25 protein-coding genes and 1 tRNA gene are annotated in these 22,416 nt (G+C 73.8%); 9 read left to right on the top strand and 17 right to left on the bottom strand.

The features are described 5' to 3' along the window. Positions 1-4: 4 nt before the first annotated feature. Complete coding sequence (locus QWY29_RS02075) at positions 5-1,189, bottom strand: cystathionine gamma-synthase (RefSeq protein WP_300958995.1); 1,185 nt, start codon at positions 1,187-1,189, stop codon at positions 5-7. A gap of 108 nt (positions 1,190-1,297) precedes the next feature. On the opposite strand from QWY29_RS02075, the gene msrA reads away from it, so the two are divergent. From msrA to QWY29_RS02060, 3 genes are all read left to right on the top strand, one after another. After that, entirely contained in the window at positions 1,298-1,945 is a 648-nt protein-coding gene (msrA, locus tag QWY29_RS02070; RefSeq protein ID WP_300958994.1) for a peptide-methionine (S)-S-oxide reductase MsrA, read from the top strand. Positions 1,946-1,990: 45 nt separating this feature from the next. Beyond that, positions 1,991-2,545, top strand: coding sequence for a GNAT family N-acetyltransferase (locus QWY29_RS02065; RefSeq protein ID WP_300958993.1), 555 nt, complete (start codon positions 1,991-1,993; stop codon positions 2,543-2,545). 171 nt (positions 2,546-2,716) lie between these two features. Then, entirely contained in the window at positions 2,717-4,048 is a 1,332-nt protein-coding gene (locus QWY29_RS02060) for an ABC1 kinase family protein (protein ID WP_300958992.1), read from the top strand. A 19-nt stretch (positions 4,049-4,067) separates the two neighbouring features. On the opposite strand, the gene QWY29_RS02055 is transcribed toward QWY29_RS02060, so the two are convergent. Genes QWY29_RS02055 through QWY29_RS02040 form a run of 4 tightly spaced genes read right to left on the bottom strand, consistent with a single transcriptional unit; the run spans position 4,068 to position 7,160 of the window. After that, a complete protein-coding gene (locus QWY29_RS02055) occupies positions 4,068-4,802 on the bottom strand; it encodes a VOC family protein (protein ID WP_300958991.1) in 735 nt (244 codons plus the stop codon). Between the two features lie 10 nt (positions 4,803-4,812). Next, entirely contained in the window at positions 4,813-5,442 is a 630-nt protein-coding gene (locus QWY29_RS02050) for a YigZ family protein (RefSeq protein WP_300958990.1), read from the bottom strand. A 7-nt stretch (positions 5,443-5,449) separates the two neighbouring features. Further along, positions 5,450-6,232 carry a TSUP family transporter gene (locus tag QWY29_RS02045; RefSeq protein ID WP_300958989.1) on the bottom strand — a complete coding sequence of 261 codons (783 nt, stop codon included), beginning with the start codon at positions 6,230-6,232 and terminating at the stop codon, positions 5,450-5,452. 25 nt (positions 6,233-6,257) lie between these two features. Then, entirely contained in the window at positions 6,258-7,160 is a 903-nt protein-coding gene (locus QWY29_RS02040; protein WP_300958988.1) for a PorA family protein, read from the bottom strand. Between the two features lie 108 nt (positions 7,161-7,268). Between QWY29_RS02040 and QWY29_RS02035 the strand changes: the two genes are divergently transcribed. Next, on the top strand, positions 7,269-8,150 hold the full coding sequence (locus QWY29_RS02035) for an ABC transporter substrate-binding protein (RefSeq protein ID WP_300958987.1): 882 nt from the start codon (positions 7,269-7,271) through the stop codon (positions 8,148-8,150). A 104-nt stretch (positions 8,151-8,254) separates the two neighbouring features. Continuing rightward, positions 8,255-8,560, top strand: coding sequence for a DUF2695 domain-containing protein (locus QWY29_RS02030; RefSeq protein WP_300958986.1), 306 nt, complete (start codon positions 8,255-8,257; stop codon positions 8,558-8,560). An 18-nt stretch (positions 8,561-8,578) separates the two neighbouring features. Here QWY29_RS02030 and QWY29_RS02025 read toward each other — a convergent pair whose 3' ends face one another. Then, positions 8,579-10,600, bottom strand: coding sequence for a vWA domain-containing protein (locus QWY29_RS02025; protein ID WP_300958985.1), 2,022 nt, complete (start codon positions 10,598-10,600; stop codon positions 8,579-8,581). Further along, positions 10,600-11,988, bottom strand: a complete 1,389-nt coding sequence (locus QWY29_RS02020; protein ID WP_300958984.1) for a magnesium chelatase ATPase subunit I — start codon at positions 11,986-11,988, stop codon at positions 10,600-10,602. The genes QWY29_RS02025 and QWY29_RS02020 overlap by 1 nt, the downstream gene beginning before the upstream one ends. A gap of 58 nt (positions 11,989-12,046) precedes the next feature. Here QWY29_RS02020 and QWY29_RS02015 point away from each other — a divergent pair, with 58 nt between their 5' ends. From QWY29_RS02015 to QWY29_RS02005, 3 genes are read left to right on the top strand one after another with little or no spacing between them, the layout of a single operon-like run. Further along, complete coding sequence (locus tag QWY29_RS02015; protein WP_300958983.1) at positions 12,047-12,454, top strand: YchJ family protein; 408 nt, start codon at positions 12,047-12,049, stop codon at positions 12,452-12,454. After that, entirely contained in the window at positions 12,451-12,966 is a 516-nt protein-coding gene (locus tag QWY29_RS02010; RefSeq protein WP_300958982.1) for a GNAT family N-acetyltransferase, read from the top strand. Before QWY29_RS02015 ends, QWY29_RS02010 begins: the two co-directional genes overlap by 4 nt. A 15-nt stretch (positions 12,967-12,981) precedes the next feature. Then, positions 12,982-13,875: a DUF559 domain-containing protein gene (locus QWY29_RS02005; protein ID WP_300958981.1), complete on the top strand. Its 894-nt coding sequence runs from the start codon at positions 12,982-12,984 to the stop codon at positions 13,873-13,875. Positions 13,876-13,917: 42 nt separating this feature from the next. Here the strand turns inward: QWY29_RS02005 and QWY29_RS02000 are convergent, their stop codons facing one another. The 3 genes from QWY29_RS02000 to QWY29_RS01990 all read right to left on the bottom strand — a co-directional run bounded on the left by QWY29_RS02000 (position 13,918) and on the right by QWY29_RS01990 (position 17,038). Next, positions 13,918-15,111, bottom strand: coding sequence for a lipid-transfer protein (locus tag QWY29_RS02000; protein ID WP_300958980.1), 1,194 nt, complete (start codon positions 15,109-15,111; stop codon positions 13,918-13,920). Next, the gene (locus QWY29_RS01995) at positions 15,108-15,560 is read right to left on the bottom strand and encodes a Zn-ribbon domain-containing OB-fold protein (protein WP_300958979.1); all 453 of its coding nucleotides are present in this window, start codon (positions 15,558-15,560) and stop codon (positions 15,108-15,110) included. Before QWY29_RS01995 ends, QWY29_RS02000 begins: the two co-directional genes overlap by 4 nt. 80 nt (positions 15,561-15,640) lie before the next feature. Beyond that, positions 15,641-17,038 carry a cystathionine beta-synthase gene (locus QWY29_RS01990; RefSeq protein ID WP_300958978.1) on the bottom strand — a complete coding sequence of 466 codons (1,398 nt, stop codon included), beginning with the start codon at positions 17,036-17,038 and terminating at the stop codon, positions 15,641-15,643. 79 nt (positions 17,039-17,117) lie between these two features. Between QWY29_RS01990 and QWY29_RS01985 the strand changes: the two genes are divergently transcribed. Further along, positions 17,118-18,158, top strand: coding sequence for an SGNH/GDSL hydrolase family protein (locus tag QWY29_RS01985; RefSeq protein WP_300958977.1), 1,041 nt, complete (start codon positions 17,118-17,120; stop codon positions 18,156-18,158). A gap of 116 nt (positions 18,159-18,274) precedes the next feature. On the opposite strand, the gene QWY29_RS01980 is transcribed toward QWY29_RS01985, so the two are convergent. The 7 genes from QWY29_RS01980 to QWY29_RS01950 form a co-directional block, all read right to left on the bottom strand. Beyond that, positions 18,275-19,126 carry a Bax inhibitor-1/YccA family protein gene (locus QWY29_RS01980; RefSeq protein WP_300958976.1) on the bottom strand — a complete coding sequence of 284 codons (852 nt, stop codon included), beginning with the start codon at positions 19,124-19,126 and terminating at the stop codon, positions 18,275-18,277. A gap of 104 nt (positions 19,127-19,230) precedes the next feature. Beyond that, the gene (locus QWY29_RS01975) at positions 19,231-19,908 is read right to left on the bottom strand and encodes a class I SAM-dependent methyltransferase (RefSeq protein ID WP_300958975.1); all 678 of its coding nucleotides are present in this window, start codon (positions 19,906-19,908) and stop codon (positions 19,231-19,233) included. Positions 19,909-19,973: 65 nt separating this feature from the next. Further along, positions 19,974-20,047 (bottom strand) — tRNA-Leu (locus QWY29_RS01970). Positions 20,048-20,055: 8 nt separating this feature from the next. Next, positions 20,056-20,613 (bottom strand): peptide deformylase, encoded by a 558-nt coding sequence (def, locus tag QWY29_RS01965; protein ID WP_300958974.1) that lies wholly within the window; start codon positions 20,611-20,613, stop codon positions 20,056-20,058. Beyond that, positions 20,610-21,140 (bottom strand): glycine cleavage system transcriptional repressor, encoded by a 531-nt coding sequence (locus QWY29_RS01960; RefSeq protein WP_300958973.1) that lies wholly within the window; start codon positions 21,138-21,140, stop codon positions 20,610-20,612. The genes def and QWY29_RS01960 overlap by 4 nt, the downstream gene beginning before the upstream one ends. Further along, on the bottom strand, positions 21,137-21,931 hold the full coding sequence (locus QWY29_RS01955; protein WP_300958972.1) for a uracil-DNA glycosylase: 795 nt from the start codon (positions 21,929-21,931) through the stop codon (positions 21,137-21,139). Before QWY29_RS01955 ends, QWY29_RS01960 begins: the two co-directional genes overlap by 4 nt. 95 nt (positions 21,932-22,026) lie before the next feature. Further along, on the bottom strand, positions 22,027-22,281 hold the full coding sequence (locus QWY29_RS01950) for a hypothetical protein (protein ID WP_300958971.1): 255 nt from the start codon (positions 22,279-22,281) through the stop codon (positions 22,027-22,029). Positions 22,282-22,416 lie beyond the last annotated feature (135 nt).

Below are 22,416 nucleotides of genomic sequence, written 5' to 3'. Positions count from 1 at the left end.
GGTCCTAGCCGCGTGCGCCGAGGGCGCGGTCGAGGTCGGCGATGAGGTCGTCGGCGGTCTCGATGCCGACGCTGAGCCGCACCAGGTCCGCCGGCACCTCCAGGTCGGTGCCCGCGACGCTCGCGTGGGTCATCCGGCCCGGGTGCTCGATCAGCGACTCGACGCCGCCCAGGGACTCACCGAGGGTGAAGACCTCGGCCCGCTCGCACACGCCGAGCGCCTGCTGCTCGCCACCCTTGACGCGGAACGACACCATGCCGCCGTACCGCTTCATCTGGCGGCTGGCGACCGCGTGGCCGGGGTGCTCCTCGAGGCCGGGGTAGATGACCTGGCTGACGTCGGGGTGGGCGGCGAGGAACTCCACGACCCGCTCGGCGTTGTCGCAGTGACGGTCCATGCGCACCGCGAGGGTCTTGAGGCCGCGCAGCACCAGCCAGGAGTCGAACGGCCCGGCGACCGCGCCCATGGAGTTCTGGTGGAAGGCGACCTTGTCCGCGACCTCGAGGTCGCGGACGACGAGCGCGCCGCCGACCACGTCGGAGTGGCCGCCGCAGTACTTCGTCGTCGAATGCACGACGACGTCGGCGCCGAGGGTGAGCGGCTGCTGGAGGTACGGCGACGCGAAGGTGTTGTCGACGACGAGCAGCGCGCCCGCGTCGTGGGCCACGGCGGCCAGCGCCTCGATGTCGGCGATGTTGAGCAGCGGGTTGGTCGGGGTCTCGACCCAGACCAGCTTCGTCGTGCCGGGGCGGATCGCCGCGCGGACCGCGTCGACGTCGGAGACCGCGGCCGAGCTGTGCTCGAGGCCCCAGGCCTTCTCGACCTTGTCGAAGAGGCGGTAGGTGCCGCCGTACGCGTCGTCGGGCACGACCACGTGGTCGCCCGGCCGGCACAGCGCCCGCACGAGGGTGTCCTCCGCGGCGAGGCCGGAGGCGAACGCGAAGCCGCGCTCCCCCTCCTCCAGGGCCGCGATGTTGCCCTCGAGGGCGGTGCGGGTGGGGTTGGCCGAGCGGCTGTACTCGTAGCCGCCGCGCAGCCCGCCGACGCCGTCCTGCTTGTAGGTCGAGGTCGCGTAGATAGGCGGGATGACCGCCCCGGTCGCGGCGTCCGGCTCGTAGCCCGCGTGGATCGCCCGCGTCTCGAACCCGGTCTTCTGCCCTGCCTCGTGTCCGTGCTGCTGTTCGCTCACCCCGTGAGGTTACCCACGGCCGGGGACACCCAACGCTGCGGGAACGTCCGGGCCCCGGACGGTGTTGGACCCGGTGCCAGGATGGATGGACCCAGCAGGAGGTAGCCCGTGTTCTTCGCCCGCAAGCAGACCCAGCTCGTCGCCCCCGAGGAGACGCTGCCCGGCCGCACCGAGCGGTGGTTCAACCTGACCGACCGGCACCTCGTGCTCGGCACCCCCGTCGTCACCGACGAGGCGCCCGCGGGCATGGAGGTGGCGGTCTTCGGCCTCGGCTGCTTCTGGGGCGCCGAGGAGCTCTACTGGCAGATGCCCGGCGTGTGGTCCACGTCGGTCGGGTACGCCGGCGGCACGACCTCGCACCCGTCGTACGAGGAGGTCTGCTCCGGTGCCACCAACCACACCGAGGCCGTCCGCGTCGTCTTCGACCCCACCGTCGTCTCCTACGCCGACCTGGTGAAGAGGTTCTTCGAGGTGCACGACCCGACCCAGGGCATGCGCCAGGGCAACGACGTCGGCACGCAGTACCGCTCCGCGCTCTACTTCACGAGCCCCGAGCAGGAGCAGGTCGCCCGCGAGCTGACCGAGGTCTACGGAGCCGAGCTGCGCCGCCGCGGGCTGGGCGAGATCACGACCGAGATCCGCGAGGTCCCGACGTACTACTACGCCGAGGACGTCCACCAGCAGTACCTCGCGAAGAACCCGAACGGCTACCGCTGCCACGCCAACACCGGCGTGACGTTCCCCGAGACCGTCTGAGCGCTGCGCCAGACGCGGCGTGGGGCGCGGCACTAGCCTCGGCCCGTGCCGACTCCGCTGTCGATCCCGCTCCCCGGCCGCCCCGGCGACCCCGACGCCGCCCTCGTGCTGCGCGAGATGTGGACGGCGCCGGCGATGCACCGGCTGACCGAGGCGAACCTCGACCGGCTGCGCGAGTTCGAGCACTGGGCGCACGCCGAGCAGACCCTGCGCTCGCAGCAGGCCTACACCCGTCAGCAGCTGCTCGACTGGGTCGACGGGCGGGCAGTGCCGATGGTGATCGAGTGTGACGGCGAGCTGGTCGGCTCGGTGGGCGCGCGGATCGACCGCTGGGACAACACCGCGGAGATCGGCTGCTGGATCGACGCCGCCCACCAGGGCCGCGGACTGGTCCTGCGGGCGATGCGCCGGATGGTCGAGCACCTCTTCGACGACCACCTCGTCGCCCGCGTCGAGGCACGCACGTCCGCGCACAACCCGCGGACGCGCGTGCTCAACGAGCGGCTCGGCATGCTGCACGAGGGCACGCTCCGCAACGCCTCCCAGGTCGGCACCGAGCGGCACGACGTCGCGGTGTGGAGCATCCTGCGGCCTGCGTAGTTCTCCACAGGCCGGCCGGAGCTCGCGGCGTAGTCCGTGACGTTCTGCAGGCGGATCGCGACGATCGACCTGCGGAACGTCACGGACTACCCCGGCACCGGGGCCGGAGGTGGGGGCACGTGGCCGGGCTGGCGACCCTGGCCGTGCCCACCCCGGCGGCATGATGGAGGCATGACGGAGCTCCCGCGCAAGGCGGTCGCCCGCACCGCCCGGCTGGCCGCCCTGCCCCTGGGTTTCGCGGGTCGCAACGCGATCGGGCTGGGCAAGCGGCTGGGTGGGCGGCCCGCCGAGACGGTGATGACCGAGATCCAGCAGCGCACCGCCGAGCAGCTCTTCCGCACGCTCGGGGAGCTCAAGGGCGGCGCGATGAAGTTCGGCCAGGCGCTCTCGGTGCTCGAGGCCGCGCTGCCCGACGAGCTGGCCGGCCCCTACCGCGAGCAGCTGACCCTGCTGCAGGACTCCGCGCCGCCGATGCCGACCTCGACGGTCCGCGAGATCCTCGCCCGCGACCTCGGGGCCGACTGGCGCGAGCGGCTGGTCTGGCTCGACGGCGGCCCGACGGCCGCCGCGTCGATCGGGCAGGTGCACCGCGGCCGCTGGGTCGACGGCCGCGACGTGGCGGTCAAGGTGCAGTACCCCGGCGCCGGGGAGGCGCTCCGCTCCGACCTGCGCCAGCTCGCCCGGCTGGCGCGCACCGTCGGGTCGCTCGTGCCCGGCATCGACGTCAAGCCGCTCGTGGCCGAGCTCCAGGCCCGCGCCGCCGACGAGCTCGACTACCGCCTCGAGGCCGAGGCGCAGCAGCAGTACGCCGACGCGTTCGCCGGCGACCCCGACATCGTCGTCCCCGGGGTGGTCGCCGTGGGCGGCACCGTGCTGGTCACCGAGTGGCTCGACAGCGAGTCGTCGCTGGCGGCGGTCATCGCCGACGGCACCCAGGAGGACCGCGACCGGTTCGGCGAGCTCTTCGCCCGCTTCCTCTTCGCCGGGCCCGAGCGGACCGGCATGCTCCACGCCGACCCGCACCCGGGGAACTTCCGCGTCGTGCGCGACCCCGACGGCGGACCCGCCCGGATGGGCGTCCTCGACTACGGCGCCGTCGCCCGGCTGCCCACCGCCGGGCTGCCCGACGCGATGGGCCGGCTCATCCGGCTGGCGGCGCAGCGCGACACGGCCGGCCTGGTCGACGGGCTGCGGGCCGAGGGGTTCCTGCGGCCGGGCATCACCGTCGACCCCGACCAGGTGCTGGAGTACCTCGCGCCGTTCGTCGAGCCCACCCAGGTCGAGCGGTTCCGCTTCTCGCGGGAGTGGATGCGCGAGCAGTTCCAGCGGATCAACGACCCCCGCTCGGAGACCTACACGCTGGCGATGAAGCTCAACCTCCCGCCGTCGTACCTCCTCATCCACCGCACCTGGCTCGGCGGCGTCGGCATGCTCAGCCAGCTCGAGGCGGAGGCGCCGTTCCGAGGCATCCTCGAGGAGCACCTACCGGGCTTCGCCGGCTGACGCCCGCACCGGCCGGCCGTCACCCGGGGTCGACGGTGTCCGGCACGCGGTCGGTGATGCAGTACGGCGGCCCCGCGGGCGGGCGCATGGCCGTCCACTCGTCGAAGACACCGGTCACCGTGGCGCCGAGCGCCTCGTGGCGGGCGGTCTCGGCGGGCCGGTCGTCGGTGGAGAGGTCGAGGTGGGCGGTGACCCGCGGCTGGTCGTCGTCGAGGCGCTGGACGAGCAGCTGCAGCGGGCCCTGCGGGGGCCGGGTCAGGCGGTGGAACTCCCGCCCCGCCGGCCGCGCCGTCCAGCCGGTCACCTCCGTCCAGAAGGCCAGCTCCCGGTCGAGCAGCCGCGGCGGCACGTCGAGGCAGACCTGGTCGACGAGCGAGGTGTGCCCGCCCCAGTCGACCGCGGCCGGGCGGACGGCGGCCCGGTGCGTCACGAAGCAGAAGGGGAACCCGCCGGGCGACTCGAGGACGGCGTACTCCCCGTCGGCCAGGAGCGTCGCGCCGAGGGCCACCGCGCGCTCGACGGCCGGGGCGACCTCGGGGACGTGCAGGTCGAGGTGGAGCCGCGAGGGGCCCTCCCCGAGCCGCTGCACCTTCAGGTGCGGGTCGCCGTCAGCGGGCAGCAGCGAGGCGAACTCGCCGTCGTCGCCGCGGGTGGTCGAGACGCCGTAGCCGGTCACGGCGGCCCAGTGGGCCACGGCCGGCTCGAGGTCGTCGGGGGCGAGGTCGAGGAACGCGGTCAGCCAGGACGGGTTCATCCCCCAGAGCCTACGGAGCGTCGACCCAGCGCTCACCCGCGCTGCGCGGCTCGGCCGCGCCGTGGGTCAGCTCGGCGAGCACCGCGTGCAGCCGCTCCTCCTCCGCCGGCGCCACGCCCAGCCGCAGCTCGACCCCGGAGCCGTACGCCGCGTCGAGCACCACCACGCCGCGCGAGCGCAGCTCGGTCTCCACCCGGCCGGCCTCGGCGTGGCCGACCTCGACGACCAGCTCGCGCCGCAGCTCGCGGGGCAGCGTGCCGGCCTCCTCGAGCGCGGCGCGCACGGCGTCGCCGTAGGCCCGGACCAGCCCGCCGGCGCCGAGCAGCGTGCCACCGAACCAGCGGGTCACCACCGCCACCACGTCGGAGAGGCCGTGCCCGCGGAGCACCTCGAGCATGGGCGCGCCCGCGGTGCCGGCGGGCTCGCCGTCGTCGCTGGAGCGCTCCACCGGCACCGGCGGCGGGCCGAGCACGAACGCGCTGCAGTGGTGGCGGGCGTCCCAGTGCTCCTTGCGCAGCCGCTCGACGACCGCGCGGGCGGCCGCCTCGTCCTCGACGCGGCGCAGCGTGCACAGGAAGCGGGACCGCTTGACCTCGATCTCCGCCTCGGCGTCGCGGGCGAGGGTGAGGTAGCGGGTCATGACCGGCTCAGGACCACAGCCCGAGGACCTCGCCGCCGATGCGGACGACGAAGGCCGCCACGACCAGCACGAAGAAGACCCGGACGAAGCCCGAGCCGCGGGCCACGGCGGTGCGGGCGCCGACGTACCCCCCGAGCAGGTTGCAGGCGCCCATGACCAGGCCGGTCTTCCACAGCACCGCCCCCTGCGGGACGAACAGCAGCAGCGCGCCGAGGTTGGTGGCCCAGTTGGCCATCCGGGCCTTGGCGGAGGCCTCGAGGAAGCCGTAGCCGAGCAACCCGACCAGGGCGAAGACGAAGAAGCTGCCGGTGCCGGGGCCGAGCGCGCCGTCGTAGAAGCCGATCGCGACCCCGACGAGCATCGCCAGGCCGAGGTGACGGCCGCCGCTGTAGCGCAGGGCGGTGGCGTCGCCGAGCGACGGCTTCAGCAGGACGTAGGCGCCGACCGCGACCAGCACCACCAGCACGATCGGCTCGAAGGCCTCGCGCGGCACCTGCGAGGCGACGAACGCGCCGCCGAACGAGCCGAGCAGCGCCAGCCCCATGAGCGGCAGGAAGGTGCGCGGATCGGGGCGGACGCGGCGGTAGTAGGTCGCCGAGCTGACCGTCGTGCCGCAGATCGACGCCAGCTTGTTGGTCGCCAGGATCTCGACCGGCGAGGCGGCCGGCAGGCCCACCAGCAGCGCAGGCAGCTGGATGAGCCCGCCGCCGCCCACGACGGCGTCGACGAACCCGGCGGTCAGTGCGGCCAGCCCCAGGAGGGCCAGCACGGTCAGCGTCGGGTCCTCCACCGGGAGGACGCTAGCCGTCGACCGGTCAGCTGCTGTGGGCGGCCTTGGTCGTCCGGGTGCGGCGGCCGGTCAGGACCAGCGCGACGCCGGCGAGCAGGCACAGCGCACCGCCGATGAAGCCGACCAGCGGGACCGTCTTGGTGAGCAGCTCGACGCTGGCGATGTTGTCCTTGGCGTCGATGACGTTGTCGTCGACCTCCTCGTCGGTGTACTGCATCTGCACGTCCAGCACGAGGGTGCCGTCGGCGAGGTAGCGCTGCTGGTCGACGACCTGGCGGATGATCGCGCCGGTGACCGGGTCGACGGCGTACTCCTTGCGGTCGGAGTAGAGGCCGTCGATGTCGCTGCCCAGGTCGATCGGCGCTTCCTGGGTCTCGGTCACGTAGATGTTGACGTCGAGGCCGTTGATCTCCTCGGTGCCCTCGAAGGACGCGGTCACCGGCTCGTCGATGACGTTGTCGTAGACCTCGTAGTCCTTCTCCTCGGCGTCGAAGGGCCACTTGTTGACGAGGCCCTCGTAGGGGTCGACGTCGTCGGGCAGCTTCGAGCCGTCGACGGCCAGCGCCGTCGTGCGGTCGGTCGAGAAGGTCTCCTCGCCGGCCGAGAGGAGCCGCGGGTCGTCGTCCTCGACGCAGTCGGGCGTCTCCCCGTCGACCTCGACCAGGCACGTGGCCTGCTTGAAGTAGACGGTGTCGTCGTCCGACGCCTCGGTGTCGGACTTGGTGATGCTCGTGTACTTCACCTCGAGCTCACGGGTCTCCCCGGTGGAGGTGTTGAGCCGCTGCGCGGTCCCGGTCAGGTCGGTCTTCTGGTCCACCTCGACCGGCGTCTTCTTCACCGCCCCGGGTGCCCAGGCAACGCCCAGGATCCCGGCCACCAGCAGGAAGGCACCCAGCCCCAGCAGAACTCGTCCCACGATCACACGCACGTCGTCTCCGTACCTCTCCCTCGAACCCTCGAGGCGGAAAGTTACCCTGTGGTAGCCGTCACGCCCCAATTCGGGTGTGACCTCGACCTCCGACCTAGTCTGGCGCAGGTGCGCATCGTCTCCCTCCTGCCGGCCCACACCGAGGTCCTCTTCGCCATCGGCGCCGGTCACGACGTCGTCGGGGTGACCTTCGAGTGCGACCACCCCGCCGAGGCCCGCAGCCGCACGATCGTGTCGACCTCGGCGATGCCCGAGGGGCTCACCCCGCCGGAGATCGACGCATACGTCGCCGCCGCGGTCGCCGCCGGCGAGGACCTCTACCGCCTCGACGCCGGCGCGCTGGCCGGCCTCGACGCCGACCTGGTCGTCACCCAGGACCTCTGCGCGGTCTGCGCCGTCGACGTCTCCGTGGTCGACGACGCGCTGGCCCACCTCGGCTGCACCGCCGACGTGCTGACCCTCGACCCGCACACGCTGGCCGAGGTCGACGACGCCGTGCTGCGGCTCGGCGCCGCGACCGACCGCACCGAGGCCGCCGAGGCGCTCGTCGCGTCCACCCGCGCCCGCCTCGACGCGGTCCGCGCCCGCGTCGCCGGCCGGCCCCGGCCGCGGGTCGCCGTGCTCGAGTGGACCGACCCGCCCTACGCCCCCGGGCACTGGATCCCCGAGATGGTCGAGGCCGCCGGCGGCGAGTGCGTCCTCGGCACGGCCGGCGCCCCGTCGACCCGCGTGACCTGGGAGGCCGTGCACGCGGCGGACCCCGAGGTGTACGTCGTCGCGCCCTGCGGCTTCGACCGCGACGGCGCGCAGGCCCAGGCCGACGCGCTCCTCGCGCAGGGGCTGGTGCCGCCCGGGGCCCGGGTGCTGGCCGTCGACGCCAACGCCTCCTGGGCGCGCCCCGGGACCCGGCTCGTCGACGGGGTCGAGGAGCTGGCGGCGTACCTGCACGGGTGGGGCGGCGGGCTGCAGGAGTCACCGGTTAACCGGTGACCCCTGCACATATCGGGGCAGATCTCCCCCGATATGTGCAGGACTCCCCCGGTATGTCCCGCCGGGGTGCCCGCACCGTCGGTGGTCGGAGCCAGGATCGCGACGTGCGTGCCGAGTGCCTGATCTGCTTCACCACCCGCCAGGTCGCGACCGAGGGGTGCGACCACACGCTGCGGTGGGTGGAGCTGTTCCGCGAGCTGAGGTCGCCGACCGCGACCGGTCTGGAGAAGCGGGTCTCCGCCTGCGACTGCACCTCGCTCGACCGCTGGACCCTCGCCCGGCACCTGCTCGTGCGCGACCTGCGCACCGACGAGCTCGAGCAGCCGCCCGAGGCGCCGCGCTGCGCCGGGGTGGGGGCCACCTCGACACGCCCGTGCGCGAACTGGGAGCGGGTCAGGGTCGCGCGATGAATCCCTCGGTCGCCGGGCTCAGCCGACCCAGAAACCCCGGCTGCCGAACCACCCGCCGAGGTCGCCACCGCCGGCGCCGCCCGGGCCGCCGGACCCGCGCCGCGAGCCGAGGTAGGAGCCGACGACGGCCGCACCGAGGTCGTCGAGCTCGGGCGCGACCACGCGACCGTCGACCCGGCGGGCCATCGAGTCGATGAAGCGGGCCAGCCCCGGGTCCTCGCCGAGCCGGAAGAACGTCGTCTGCGCGCCGAGCCGGCGGGCGTTGTCGAGCTCGCGGACGGCGTACGCCACCGTCAGCGGGTGCGGTGGGTAGCTGAACCACACCTCCCCGTCGGGCTCGAGGTGGGAGGTCGGCTCGCCGTCGGTGACGATCAGCAGCACCGGCTGGGCGTTGGGGTGCTTGCGGAAGTGGCGGTTGGCGAGCAGCAGCGCGTGGTGCAGGTTGGTGCCCTTGTCCCACATCGCGTCGAGCGCGGTGAGCTGCTCGATCTCCATCACCTCCGCGTGCCGGCCGAAGCCGATCAGCTGCAGGTGGTCGCCGCGGAAGCGCGAGCGGATGAGCGTGTGCAGCGCCAGCGCGGTGCGCTTCATCGGCACCCAGCGCCCGTCCATCGCCATCGAGAACGACGTGTCGACGAGCAGCGCGACGGCGGCCTGCGTGCGCGCCTCGGTCTCCTGCACCTCGACGTCGTCGATCTCCACCAGCGGACCCGACGGGTCGCCGGCCCGGCGCAGCACGCCGTTGAGCACGGTGCGGGTGACGTCCCACGGCTCGGTGTCGCCGAAGGCCCACTCACGGGTCGCCCCGGAACGTTCGCCGGCGGCACCGGCCTTGTCCATGTCGCGCTGCCCCTGCCGGCCCGAGAGCCGCTGGGCCACGTCGCGCAGCAGCGCCTTGCCGAGCTGGCGCATCGCCTTCGGCGTCAGCTTGAGCTGCCCCGAGGAGTCGCGCTTGAGGGTGCCGGAGTCGCGCAGCGCCTTCTCCAGCTGCTGCAGCGTGCGGGCGTCGACGGCCGCCTGGTCACCGAGCTGGCGCGACAGCGCGTCCAGGTCGAGGTCGTCCATCCGCGCGCCGCCGTACGACTGCGAGAGCTGGTCGGAGAGCTGGTCGAGGTCGGCGAGGTCCTGGAAGACGCCGGTGCCGTCGCCGAGCCCGAGCCCCTCCTGGCCGTCCATCCGCTCCGAGCCGCCCCAGTCCTCGCCGGGGCGCAGCGCCTGGAGGTTGCCGTCGAGCTGGGACAGGGAGTCCATCAGCTCGGGGCTGCCGAACGCCTGCGCGGCCAGGGCGTCGAGCTCGTCGCGCTGCTCCTGGGTCATCGAGTTGCGCATCCGCTGCGCCGCGGCCGCGCGCTGGGCCAGGGAGTCGAGGAGCTCGTCGACGTTCGACGGGCCCTCGGGGAAGAAGTCCCCGTGCTTGTCCATGAACTGCTCGAACTGCTCCTCGGTGTCCTCGCCCCGCCGGTGCGCGTCCAGCAGCTGGTTGAGGTCCTGCAGCATCTCGTTGACCCGGGCGCGGTCTTCGTCGGTGGCGCCCTCCAGCGCCTGCTTCATGCCGGCGAAGCGCTGCTCGAGCATCTCGCGCCCGAGCAGGTCCTTGATCTTCTCGTAGTCCTCGCGGGCCTGCCGGCTCTGCCAGTCGTACGACGACAGCTCGCTCACCGCGGCCGCGGGGCTGGTGGGGAGGTTCTCCAGCTGCATCTCGCGGAACGCGCGGTCCGCGTCGTCCATCATCGCGTCGCGGGCCAGCTGCTTGCGCTCCTCCAGCACCGCCCGGTCGAGCAGCTCCTTGACCTCCTGGAGCGTCCCGTCGAGGTTGTGCCGCTGCAGCAGCTCGCGGCGCCGCTCGGCCACCCGGCGCGCGAGGTCGTCGAGCCCGCGCTGGTCCTTGCCCCCGCGGCGCAGGAACTCCTGCATCGCCCGCTCCGGGGAGTAGCCGGCCATGACGTCCTCACCGATGGCGTCCAGCGCCTCGGCCAGGTCGACCGGCGGGGCGAGGGGGTCGCCCCCCTCGTAGCGGCGGAACCGGGTGCGGTCCTTCATCAGCCGTAGACCGTCTCGGCCCCGTCGGAGTCCTTGCCGACCTTGCGCGCCAGGTAGAGCCCCTCGAGGGCGAGCTCGATCGCGCCGGCCCGCTGGCCATCGTTGGTGGCGCCGAGGCGGTCGCAGATGTCGTCGTACAGCTCCGACTCCCCCAGCACCGGCAGGCCGGTGAGGAAGTCGCGGGCGGTGACCCGCTCGCCGGTGGTGACCATCGCACCGGCCTCGATCGCGTCGACCAGGAGGCTCATGTCCAGGCCGCGCAGGTGGGTGCGGACGGTCTCGGCGGTCGCGGTGCGCAGCAGGTGGGTGAGCACCTCGGCCTCGCGGCCCTCCTCGCCGGACTCGAACTCGACCTTGCCGCCGAGCACCTCGACCGCGGTCTCCAGGTCGACGACCCGCGCCACCGCCTCGTCCTCGCCCTGGCTGGTCGCCCGGTGGATCGCGGCCGCGGCGATCGTCTCGGCGCCGGCGATCGCGAAGCGGGCCGAGACGCCCGAGCGCTGGTCGACAGCGGTGGACTCGCGCAGGTTGCGGGTGAAGCGGGCCAGGATCTCGACGAGGTGGTCCGGCACCTCGGCGACCAGGTCGGCCTCCTGCCGGATGACCGCGACCTCGTCCTCGAGCGCCGTCGGGTAGTGGGTGCGGATCTCGGCGCCGAAGCGGTCCTTGAGCGGGGTGATGATCCGGCCGCGGTTGGTGTAGTCCTCGGGGTTGGCGCTGGCCACGACGAGCACGTCCAGCGGCAGCCGCAGCACGTAGCCGCGGATCTGGATGTCGCGCTCTTCCATCACGTTGAGCATCGCGACCTGGATCCGCTCGGCCAGGTCCGGCAGCTCGTTGATCGCCACGATGCCGCGGTGGCTGCGCGGGATCAGCCCGAAGTGGATCGTCTCCGGATCGCCGAGGCTGCGGCCCTCCGCGACCTTCATCGGGTCGACGTCGCCGATGAGGTCCGCGACGCTCGTGTCGGGGGTGGCCAGCTTCTCGGCGTACCGCTCGTCGCGGTGGCGCCACTCCACCGGCAGCTCGTCGCCGAGCTCGGCGGCGCGGCGGCGGGAGACGTGGGTGACCGGCTCGTAGGGGTGCTCACCGAGCTCGGAGCCGGCGATCACCGGCGTCCACTCGTCGAGGAGGCCGACCATCGTGCGCAGCAGGCGGGTCTTGCCCTGGCCGCGCTCGCCCAGCAGGACGACGTCGTGGCCGGCGATGAGCGCCCGCTCCAGCTGCGGCACGACGGTGTCCTCGAAGCCGTGCAGGCCGGGCCACGGGTCACGTCCCTCGCGGAGCGCGGCCAGCAGGTTGTCGCGGATCTCGACGCGCACCGGCTTGCTGACGTGGCCGGCTGCGCGGAGCTCGCCGACCGTGGAGATCGCAGGAGCGGAAGTCACGAGATCACGCTACTCAGCACGCCAACCCGGGCGACCGGCTCCGCAGTACGGTCGCCCCGTGACCGCCCCGTCGCTGCGCCCGACCTGCCCCTGCGGATCCGGCGAGGCGTACGACGCCTGCTGCGGCCGCCTGCACCGCGGTGCCGCGCAGGCCGCGACCGCCGAGGAGCTGATGCGCTCGCGGTACGCCGCGTTCGCGGTCGGCGACGCGGCGTACCTCTGGCGCACCTGGCACCCTCGCACCCGCCCCGACGACCTCGAGCTCGACGCCTCGCGGACCTGGACCGGCCTGCGGGTCGTCGGCTCCGGCGAGGACTGGGTCGAGTTCGTGGCGTCCTACGACTCCCCCGCCGGCCCCGGCGAGCAGTCGGAGCGGTCCCGCTTCGAGCAGCGTGGCGGGCGATGGGTCTACCTCGACGGTGACATGGGCGGGGGCCTGGGCGAGGGCTTGGGCAAGGACCGGTGATCGTCCGGCCTCGGCGGCCCGAGGACGTGCCGGCGCTGGTGGAGGTGCTGGCCGCCCAGCGGGCGGGGTCGCCCTACCCGATGCGTTGGCCCCTGCCGTTCCCGGTCGAGCAGTTCATCGTGCGGTCCTCGGAGGAGGCCTCCTGGGTCGCGGAGGTGGGCGGCCGCGTCGTCGGCCACGTCGCCGCCTGCTCGGTGCCCGACCCGCACGACTTCCCGGTCGCCGGCCACCTGGCCTCGGTGTCCGTCCTCTTCGTCGACCCGGCCCTCCGCGGCGCCGGCGTCGGCGGCCGGCTCCTCGACACCGCGGTCGCCTGGATGCGCGAGCACGGCCGCGTGCCGGTGCTCGACGTCGTCCCGCGCCACTCCACCGCCGTCGAGGTCTACCGCCACCGCGGTTGGGTCGAGGTCGGCCGGCTCCGCCCCGACTGGCTGCCCGCCGACGAGGCCGACCTGCTGCTGATGACGCTGCCCGGGCCTGTGGAGAGCGAGCGGCGAACGGTCCCGACCTGAGGCAGGCTCGACCGCGTGCCGGACGTCGTCGAGCTGCTCGCGGACCTCGGCGGGGTCGCCCGCCGCGGTGTCCTGCTGGCGGTCGTCGATCGCGGCTCGCTCGAGGCCTCGGTGGCCGGGGGCTCCGTCGTGCGCGTCGGCCGCGGCCTCTACGCCCTGCCCGGTGCGGACGATGCGGTCCGGGTCGCGGCCCACCTCGGTGGCGTCGTCTCGCACACCAACGCGGCGCTGCAGCACGGCTGGGGCGTCAAGACCCTCCCCGACCGGCCCCACGTCGTCGTCCCTCGCGGCCGCAAGGTCGGACGACGGCGCGCTCTCGCGCACGTGCACTACGCCGACCTCGCGCCGGGCGACGTTGTCGATGGAGTGACGTCCCCGGCGGTGACCTTGCGCCACTGCCTCCGGGCGCTGCCCGTGGACGAGGCGCTGGCCGTCGCGGACTCAGCCCTGCGTGAGTCCGGCTGCCACCGGCTCCTGGAGGAGGTCGCCGAGGAGGCTCGTGGCCCCGGTGCGCCGCGCGTCCGCCGGATCGCCGACCTCGCGACGGAGCTGGCGGCGAACCCGTTCGAGTCGGTCCTGCGCGCGATCTGCCTGGAGGTGCCCGGTCTCGAGGTCCGTCCCCAGGTCACGATCACCGACGGCGGCTTCCGGGCCCGCGCGGACCTCGCCGACGAACGGCTGCGCATCGTGTGCGAGGCCGACTCGTTCGCCTGGCACGGGAGCCGGTCCGCCCTGGCCTCGGACGCTCGGCGGTACAACCGGATGGTCGTGGCGGGCTGGATCGTGCTGCGGTTCACCTACGAGGACGTGATGTTCCACCCCGAGGAGGTCCGCGCCGTCCTGCTCCGGGCGGTCGCTCTCGCCGAAGTACTGGTGGAAGTCGGGTCCGGCGGCGGAGCTGCCGCGTAGCGCCACGGCGCGGGATGGACTTCGACCAGTACTTCGGCGCGGTCAGCGCACCAGGACGACCGACGACCCGTGGCCGAAGAGGCCCTGGTTGGCGGTGATGCCGACGCGGGCGCCCTCGACCTGGCGGCCCTCGGCCTGGCCGCGCAGCTGCCAGGTGAGCTCGCAGACCTGGGCGAGGGCCTGGGCGGGGACGGCCTCGCCGAAGCAGGCCAGGCCGCCGGAGGGGTTGACCGGGATGCGGCCGCCGATGGTGGTCTCGCCGGCGCGGAGCAGCTTCTCGGCCTCGCCGGCGCCGCAGAGCGCGAGGTCCTCGATCCAGTCCAGCTCGAGCGCGGTCGAGAGGTCGTAGACCTCGGCGACGTCGACGTCGGCGGGACCCACCCCGGCCTCCTCGTACGCCGCGTGGCCGATGGAGGCCTTGAACGTGCGCTCGGGCTCCCCGGTCGCGAGGGAGGAGTCGGTGGAGAGGTTCGGCATGTCCATGACCGTGTTCGGGAACGTCGGGGTGACCGTCGAGATGCCGGCGATCCGCACGCTGTCGGCGAGCCCGTGACGAGCGGCGTACTCCGTGCTGGTCACGAGGACCGCGGCCGCGCCGTCGGAGGTCGCGCAGATGTCGAGCAGGTGCAGCGGGTCGGAGACGACCGCCGAGCCGAGCACGTCGGCGACCGAGACCTCCTTGCGGTAGCGCGCGTAGGGGTTGGCCAGGCCGTGCTTGGCGTTCTTGACCTTCACCTGCGCGAAGTCCTCGCTGGTGGCGCCGTAGAGGTCCATGCGGCGGCGGGCGTAGAGCGCGAAGTAGGCCGGGTTGGTCATCCCGAGGAGGCGGAAGCGCAGCCAGTCGGGGTCGTCCCAGCGCTCGCCGGCGTTCGGGGCGAGGAAGCCCTTGGGCGTGGTGTCCGCGCCGACGACCAGTGCGACCTCGGACAGGCCGGCCAGGATGCGTGCCCGCGCGGTGTCGATCGCCTGGGCGCCGGTGGCGCACGCGGCGTACGACGTGGCGACGCGGGCGCCGTTCCAGCCGAGCGCCTGCGCGAAGGTCGCGCCCGCCACGTAGCCGCCGTAGCCGTTGCGGACCGTCTCGCCGCCGACGACCAGGTCGACGTCGGTCCAGGCGACGCCGGCGTCGGCGAGCGCGGCGCGGGCGGCGTGCACGCCGTACTCCACGAACGGCTTGCCCCACTTGCCCCACGGGTGCATGCCGACGCCGAGGACGGCCACCTCACGAGCGCTCACTGGTCGGCCTCCTCGCCCATCTCGACGACGGGCTTCCAGCGCCAGATGGAGCGCTCCCCGGTCTCGTCGGTGTAGAGCGTCTCCACGACCAGCTCGACCTCGGCGCCCACGCGCAGGTCGCCCACGCCGTAGCCCTCGGCGACCTGGCCGAGCACGGTCAGCCCCTCGGGCAGCGACACCGCCGCCAGCGCGAAGGGGACGTAGGGGTCGGCGGCGGGGACGTACGGCGCCGGCGGCTGGTACTGCGCATCGGTGTAGGACCAGACGGTCCCCCGTCGCGACAGCTCGACCCGCTCGAACTCCTCGCCCGAGCAGGCGGGGTTGCGGCAGAAGCCGCCCGCCGGGGGGAAGTAGACGGTCGTGCACGTCGCGCACCGGGAGCCGACCAGGGCCGGCTCCGGCCCGGTGGTGAACCACCCGTCGATCGCGGGCGTGGCGGTCACTGACATCCGGCCTCCGAAACTAGAACGTGTTCTCATCCTAGCGTCGCGGAGGCGCGGTCGCAGCGACCGTCCCAGGGGGCCCGGGCTCAGGCGCCCGCGAGGAAGCTCAGCAGGTCCTGCCGCGTGACGACGCCGACCGGCTTGCCCTCCTCCTGCACCAGCAGTGCGTCGGCGCCCTCGAGCAGCGCGACCGCGTCATGGGCGTCGGCGTTGGCGCCGATCGTCGGGAACGCCGGCGACATGTGCTGCTCGACCGGGTCGGTGAGCTTCGCGTGGCCGGTGAAGAGCGCGTCGAGCAGCGTGCGGGTCGAGACCGACCCCGCGACCTCGGCGGCGACCAGCGGCGGCTCGGCGCGGACCACGGGCATCTGGGACACGCCGTACTCCTCGAGGATCTGCACGGCCTCGGCGATCGTCTCGGCGGGGTGGGTGTGCACCAGGTCGGGCAGGGTGCCGTCCTTGCCGCGCAGCACCTCGCCGACGGTCTGGGTGGCCTGGCCGGCGCCGAAGCCGTACTGCGAGAGCCACTGGTCGTTGAAGATCTTGCCGAGGTAGCCGCGACCGGAGTCGGGCAGCAGCACCACGATCACCGCGTCGGTGCGGCCCTCGGCGGCGAGCTCCTCGGCGAGCTGCTTGGCGGCGTACGCCGCCATGCCGGCCGAGCCGCCGACCAGCAGCGCCTCCTCGCGGGCCAGGCGGCGGGTGAACGCGAACGAGTCGGCGTCGGAGACCTCGATGACCCGGTCGGCGACGTTGCGGTCGTAGGTGTCGGGCCAGAAGTCCTCGCCGACGCCCTCGACGAGGTAGGGGCGGCCGGTGCCGCCGGAGTAGACCGAGCCCGACGGGTCGGCGCCGACGACCTGGATCTCGCCCCCGGTCTTCGCGGCCTGCTCCTTGAGGTAGCGACCGACGCCGCTGATCGTGCCACCGGTGCCCATGCCGGTCACGAAGTGGGTGATCCGGCCCTCGGTCTGCGCCCAGATCTCCGGACCGGTGGTCTCGTAGTGGGAGCGGGGGTTGTTCGGGTTGGCGTACTGGTTCGGCTTCCAGGCGCCCGGCTGGCTGGAGAGCCGGTCGGAGACGTTGTAGTAGGAGTCCGGGTGGTCGGGGTCGACGGCCGTCGGGCAGACGACCACCTCGGCGCCGTACGCACGCAGCACGTTGCGCTTGTCCTCGCTGACCTTGTCCGGGCAGACGAAGACGCACTTGTAGCCACGCTCCTGCGCGACCATCGCGAGGCCGACGCCGGTGTTGCCGGAGGTCGGCTCGACGATCGTCCCGCCGGGCTGCAGCTCGCCGGAGGCCTCCGCGGCGTCGATCATCCGCTCGGCGATGCGGTCCTTCACCGAGCCGCCGGGGTTGAGGTACTCCACCTTCGCCAGGACCAGCGGCCCCTCGGCGCCGTTGAGGTCGTCCAGCGAGCGCCGCAGGCGCAGCAGCGGGGTGTTGCCGATGAGGTCCAGGAGCGAGTTCACGTACTGCACCGGCCCAGGCTAGGCCCGCCCGGCACCCCCGGTCGAAACCCGGCGCACCCCCTCCGGGCGCCGTCCGTAGAGTGCGGCCGTGGGGAAAGCAGCTGCAGCACGCAAGCTCGCCGGCGCCGCGGCCTTCGGCGGGGGCGGCCTGACGGCGCTCGGCGGTGCGCTCTACGGGGTGATGCGCGTCGAGGCGAAGCTCGCGCGCAAGACCATCGGCAACCCGCGCGAGGAGCCGCCGCCGGACGCGACGGGGTGGTACGGCCGCGGCCGGCCGGGCCCGGCGATCAAGGTCGCGCTGCTCGGTGACTCCAGCGCCGCCGGCTACGGCGTCGAGCGGGTCGAGGAGACGCCCGGCGCGCTGCTGGCCAGCGGCGTGGCCGAGCGGGCGGACCGCCGCGTCTACCTGCGCAGCTTCGCGGTCGTCGGCGCCAAGTCCTCCGACCTCGACGAGCAGATCTCCCGCGCGCTGCCGATCGAGCCCGACGCGGCGGTCATCCTCATCGGCGCCAACGACGTCACCCACACCGTGCTGCCCGCGCACTCGGTGCGCGACCTCGCCGAGGGCGTACGCCGCCTGCGCGAGGCCGGCGTCGCGGTGCTGGTCGGCACCTGCCCCGACCTCGGCACGATCAAGCCGATCGCTCCCCCGCTCAAGCAGGTGGCCCGGGCCTGGTCGCGCCGGCTCGCGGCCGGGCAGACCATCGCGGTCGTCGAGGAGGGCGGGCGCACCGTGTCGCTGGCCTCGATCCTCGGGCCGGAGTTCGCCGCGGCGCCCGCGCTGCTGTTCGGGCCCGACCAGTTCCACCCCTCCGCGCAGGGCTACCGGTCGCTGGCCTCGGTGCTGCTCCCCTCGACGCTGGCCGCGCTCGACCTGCTCGCGGTCGACGAGGTCGAGGTCGAGCCCTACCGCGGCGAGGGCGTCCTGCCGATCACCGCGGCGGCGCTGCAGGCCGTCAACACGCCGGGCACCGAGCTCGGCGGCACGGAGGTCGCCGGCAACCGCCGCGGCGTCCGCGGCCTGTGGGTCGAGCTGCGGCACCGCCGCCGCCAGCCCGCCACCGACGGCACCGCCCCGGAGGAGGCCGACGAGGCCGAGGAGCCCCGGTCGGCACCGGCCGACGCCTGACCCCGCGACGCCTGCCCCGTGCCGCCTGCCCGCAGACCCACGGACGGCCCCGGACCGAGAGGTCCGGGGCCGTCCGCTTGGTGCGCCGACCGTTGCGGGGGTCGGAGACCCGTGGGTCAGTCCTGGCTGAAGATCGCCAGCAGACGCAGCAGGTTGGTGTAGATCCAGACCAGGCTGACGGTCATCGCGAACGCCGCACGCCACGACTCGCGCTCGGGGATCGCGTTGCGGACACCCTGCTCGACGAAGTCGAAGTCGAGGATCAGCATGAACACACCGAGCACGAGGCCGGCGACGGAGAACAGCAGGCCCATGGCGCCGAAGCCGTAGAAGCCGAGCGCGTTGCCGAACAGGCCGAGCACGACCTCCATCAGGCTCAGCGCGATCATGCCGAAGACGGCCGCGACGACGAACGTGCGGAACTTCTGGCCGACCTGGATGTTGAAGAACTTGTACGCCGCGAGCGTGCCCGCGAACGCCGCGAACGTGCCGATCACGGCCTGCGTGACGATGCCGTCGCCGAACTGCGCGTCGAACATCTTGCTCAGGCCACCGAGCGCGACACCCTCGAGCACCGCGAAGGCCAGCACCAGGGCCGGGCTGATCACGCGCTTGAAGGAGTTGACCATCGACAGCACGAAGGCACCGAGCGCGCCGATCATGACCGCGCTGGTCAGCGGGGCCAGGTCGGCGTCGGTGCTGATGTCCGGGGTGAGCACCCAGGTGGCGAACGCCGCGACGATGACCGTGCCGAGCGTGATGGCGGTCTTCTGGACGACCGAGTCGATCGTCATCGGGCCGCCGGTGGCCTGCGGGGTGGTGGGCGCGCCGGGCGTGCCGGTGCCCCAGGTGGACGGGTCGGAGCCGTAGCCGGCACCGTTCCCGGCGTACGTCTGGTTGCCGTAGGCGTTCGCGCCGCCGCGGTTGAACTCCTCCGAGCGACGGAACACCGGGTTGTTGCTCTGCATGTGGTCTCTCCTTGGAGGCCGTGTGTCTGGTGGGCCCACCCTAGTGGGGCCTGTGCATCGTCAACGCCGGGCGGCGGCCGGGCGTTCCCGACACGGGCGGTTTCTCAGGAAACCTTCACCGCGCGGACGACGGTGTCGTGCAGCGTCTTCTCCTCGCCCTGGTGCAGCTGGGTGCGCGCCTGGACCTCGGCCACCCGCACGTCCCAGACGGCCGGGTCGAGCAGGGCGACGACCTGCTCGAGGGTCGGCATCAGGCGGGTGAGCTCGGGGTCGCGGTGCAGCGCGTGGGAGTCGCGCGGGTCGTGGGCCACGTGCAGCAGGGTGCCGCCGGGCGCGACGGCGTCGCCCAGGCGGCGGACGACGTCGCCGAGCAGGTCGGCGGGCGGGTGCAGGAAGTGCGCGCTGACCAGGTCGTACGTCGCCGGGAACGCCTCGCCGGCGATGACGTCCACGAGGCGCCACTCGACCTCGACGCCGGCCTCGGCGGCGTGGCCCGCCGCGCGGTCGAGGGCGACCTGGGAGACGTCGACGCCGGTGGCGCGCCAGCCCTGGCGGGCCAGCCACACGGCGTCGGCGCCCTCGCCGCAGCCGACGTCGAGGGCGGAGCCGGGCGCGAGGCCGGTGACCTGCTCGACGAGCCGCTGGTTGGGGTTGCCGGACCAGACCGCGTCGGTGGCGGCGTACCGCTCGTCCCAGAAGCCGGCGGTCCACATGCTGCCGTCGGTGACGGCCGCGGCGGCGTCCTGCTCGCGGGTGTGCTCGGGATGGCTGTGCTCGCTCATGCCGACCAGCCTGCCGCTTCAGGTCGGCCTGAGGTCAAGCCGTCGGCGCTGCCGGGCCGGTCGGGTGCCCCCGGCGGGACTCGAACCCGCACCTCGCCGCTTTTAAGGCGGCTTCCTCTGCCAGTTGGGACACGGGGGCCGTGTCGGTCACAGGTAAGTCTTGCGCGGGTGGATCGCGTGCGCTCCCGCGACCCGGTCGAGGAAGAGCAGACCGTCGGTGTGGTCGATCTCGTGCTGCAGCGCGCGGGCCTCGAACGCGTTGGCGGTCAGCGTGACCTCCTCGCCCGTGCCCGGCAGCAGACCGCGGACGACGACGCGGGAGGCGCGCTTCACGTCACCGGTGAGGTCGGGGACGCTCATGCAGCCCTCGCGGGCCTTCTCGTTGCGGCTGGACTCCACGACCTCGGCGTTGCACAGCACGAAGGTGCCGTGGTGGTCGCGGGTCTTGGGGTGCTCGGAGACGTCGACGCAGAACACCCGGGCCGAGACGCCGACCTGGTTGGCGGCGAGGCCGACGCAGCCGGGGCTGACCCGCATGGTCGCGACGAGGTCGGCGGCCAGCTGTACGGTGGCCGGGTCGGTCGGGTCGACGTCGGCGCCGCGGGTGGACAGCACCGTCGCCGGGGCGCGGACGACGTCGAGCACCCGCCCCTCGACGCCGAGGTCGCTCTCCGACCAGCCGAGGACGTGGTCGTTGACCGTCACAGCTCGTCGGCCTCCACGGCGCGCAGGGACGCACCGACACCGAGGTCGGCGGCGGCCGCGGTGACGGCGGCCTCGAGCGCGGGGACGTCGGCACCGGCGGGCAGGTCGATCTCGGCGACGAGCAGGTAGAGCTCGCCGGCCAGGCGGGTGGTCAGGTCGGTGATGTTGCCGCCGACCTCGGCCACGCGCGCGACGACGGAGGAGACGATCCCGGGGCGGTCGCCGCCGTGGACGGTCAGCACCCACGAGGTGCCGGCGGGGGCGCCCGCGTCCTCCTGCGGGACGTCGCGGACGGTGACGGTGAGCGTGCCGTCGGCGGTCAGCGGCTGGAGGGCGGCCTCGATGGCCGACGCCTCGGCGTCGCCGGCGCACAGCAGCATCATCGCGAAGTGGCCCCGCAGCAGGGTCATCGTCGAGTCCTCGAGGTTGAGCCCGAGGTCGGCGAGGCGACCGGTGGTCTCGGCGATGATGCCGGGGCGGTCGTGGCCCAGGACGGTGACGGCGTGGAGAGGTGCGGGGGTGCTCACCCGGGCATTCTCGCAAGGGCCGCCGCGCGGCCGAGCACCTGATCCAGCATCGGCTCGGTGAGGGTGCCGGTGAAGGTGTTCTGCTGGCTGGGGTGGTAGCACCCGAGCAGGGTCACGCCGGGCCCGTCCTGGTGCGCGAGGTGCGCCTCGGCGCCGTGGCCGAACCGCGGCTTCGGCACGGGCACGACGTGCCCGGCGCGGCGGTAGGTGCGCAGCGCGGCGTCCCAGCCGAACGACCCGAGCGCCACGACGACCCGCACCGAGTCGGCGACGAGCGCCACCTCGCGGTCCAGCCACGGGGCGCAGGTGTCGCGCTCCTCCGGCGTCGGCTTGTTCGCCGGCGGGGCGCAGCGGACGGTGGCGACCAACCGGGTGTCGACGAGCTCGAGCCCGTCGTCGGCGTGGACGCTGGTGCCCTGCGTGGCCAGCCCGACCCGGTGCAGGCTCGCGAAGAGCCAGTCCCCCGAGCGGTCGCCGGTGAAGACGCGGCCGGTGCGGTTGGCGCCGTTGGCGGCCGGCGCCAGGCCGACGACGAGGATCCGCGGGTGCTCGGCGCCGAAGCCCGGGATGGGGCGGCCCCAGTAGGGCTCGCCGGCGAACGAGCGCCGCTTGGTGTGAGCGACGTCCTCGCGCCAGGTGACCAGGCGCGGGCAGGCCCGGCACACGCTGACGCCGGCCCCCACGTCATGGAGGCCGGCGTCGCGCGCGAGGCGACGGACGGCGGCCGGTGTCGTCGCCACCGGCGTGGTCGCGTCGGCCGGGTCCCCCGGCCAGCCGGTGCCGGGCGGCACCGGCGAGGGGAACAGCCGGCCGGTGGCGGGGTGCGGCAGCAGCCCGCCGGGGTCCGCGGTCAGGGCGTCGCTCGGGGTGTCGCTCGGGTTGTCGCTCAGGGCGCGGGCTGGATCGACGCCTCGCGCCGGGCCTTGTCGGCCACCGCCGAGGCGGCCTCGGTCGCCTTGTCCTTCGCGGTCTCGGCGGCCGCGGCGGCCTGCTCGGTCGCCTTGGCGGCGGCCGACTGGACGGTGGGGTTCTCCGCGACCTTCTTGGCGCCGGTGCGGATCTGCTCGTAGCGCTCGCGGCCGGCCTTGGAGCCGAGGACGTAGCCGATGCCGATGCCGGCGAGGAGGATGAGCTTCTTCACGGGATGCTCCTTGGAGTGGCGGTCTGGCCACCGAGGTCGTCGGCGGCCCGTGCTCGTCCGGTTGCCGGTCGCGCCGGCCGCGAAACGGGTTCGAGGGGGTGCGGAGCATCCCAAGTCAACTTGGGATGCTCACGC

This window comes from Nocardioides abyssi (assembly GCF_030412915.1).
Lineage (GTDB): Bacteria > Actinomycetota > Actinomycetes > Propionibacteriales > Nocardioidaceae > Nocardioides > Nocardioides abyssi.
This window is presented reverse-complemented; position numbering and strand designations above follow the sequence as displayed.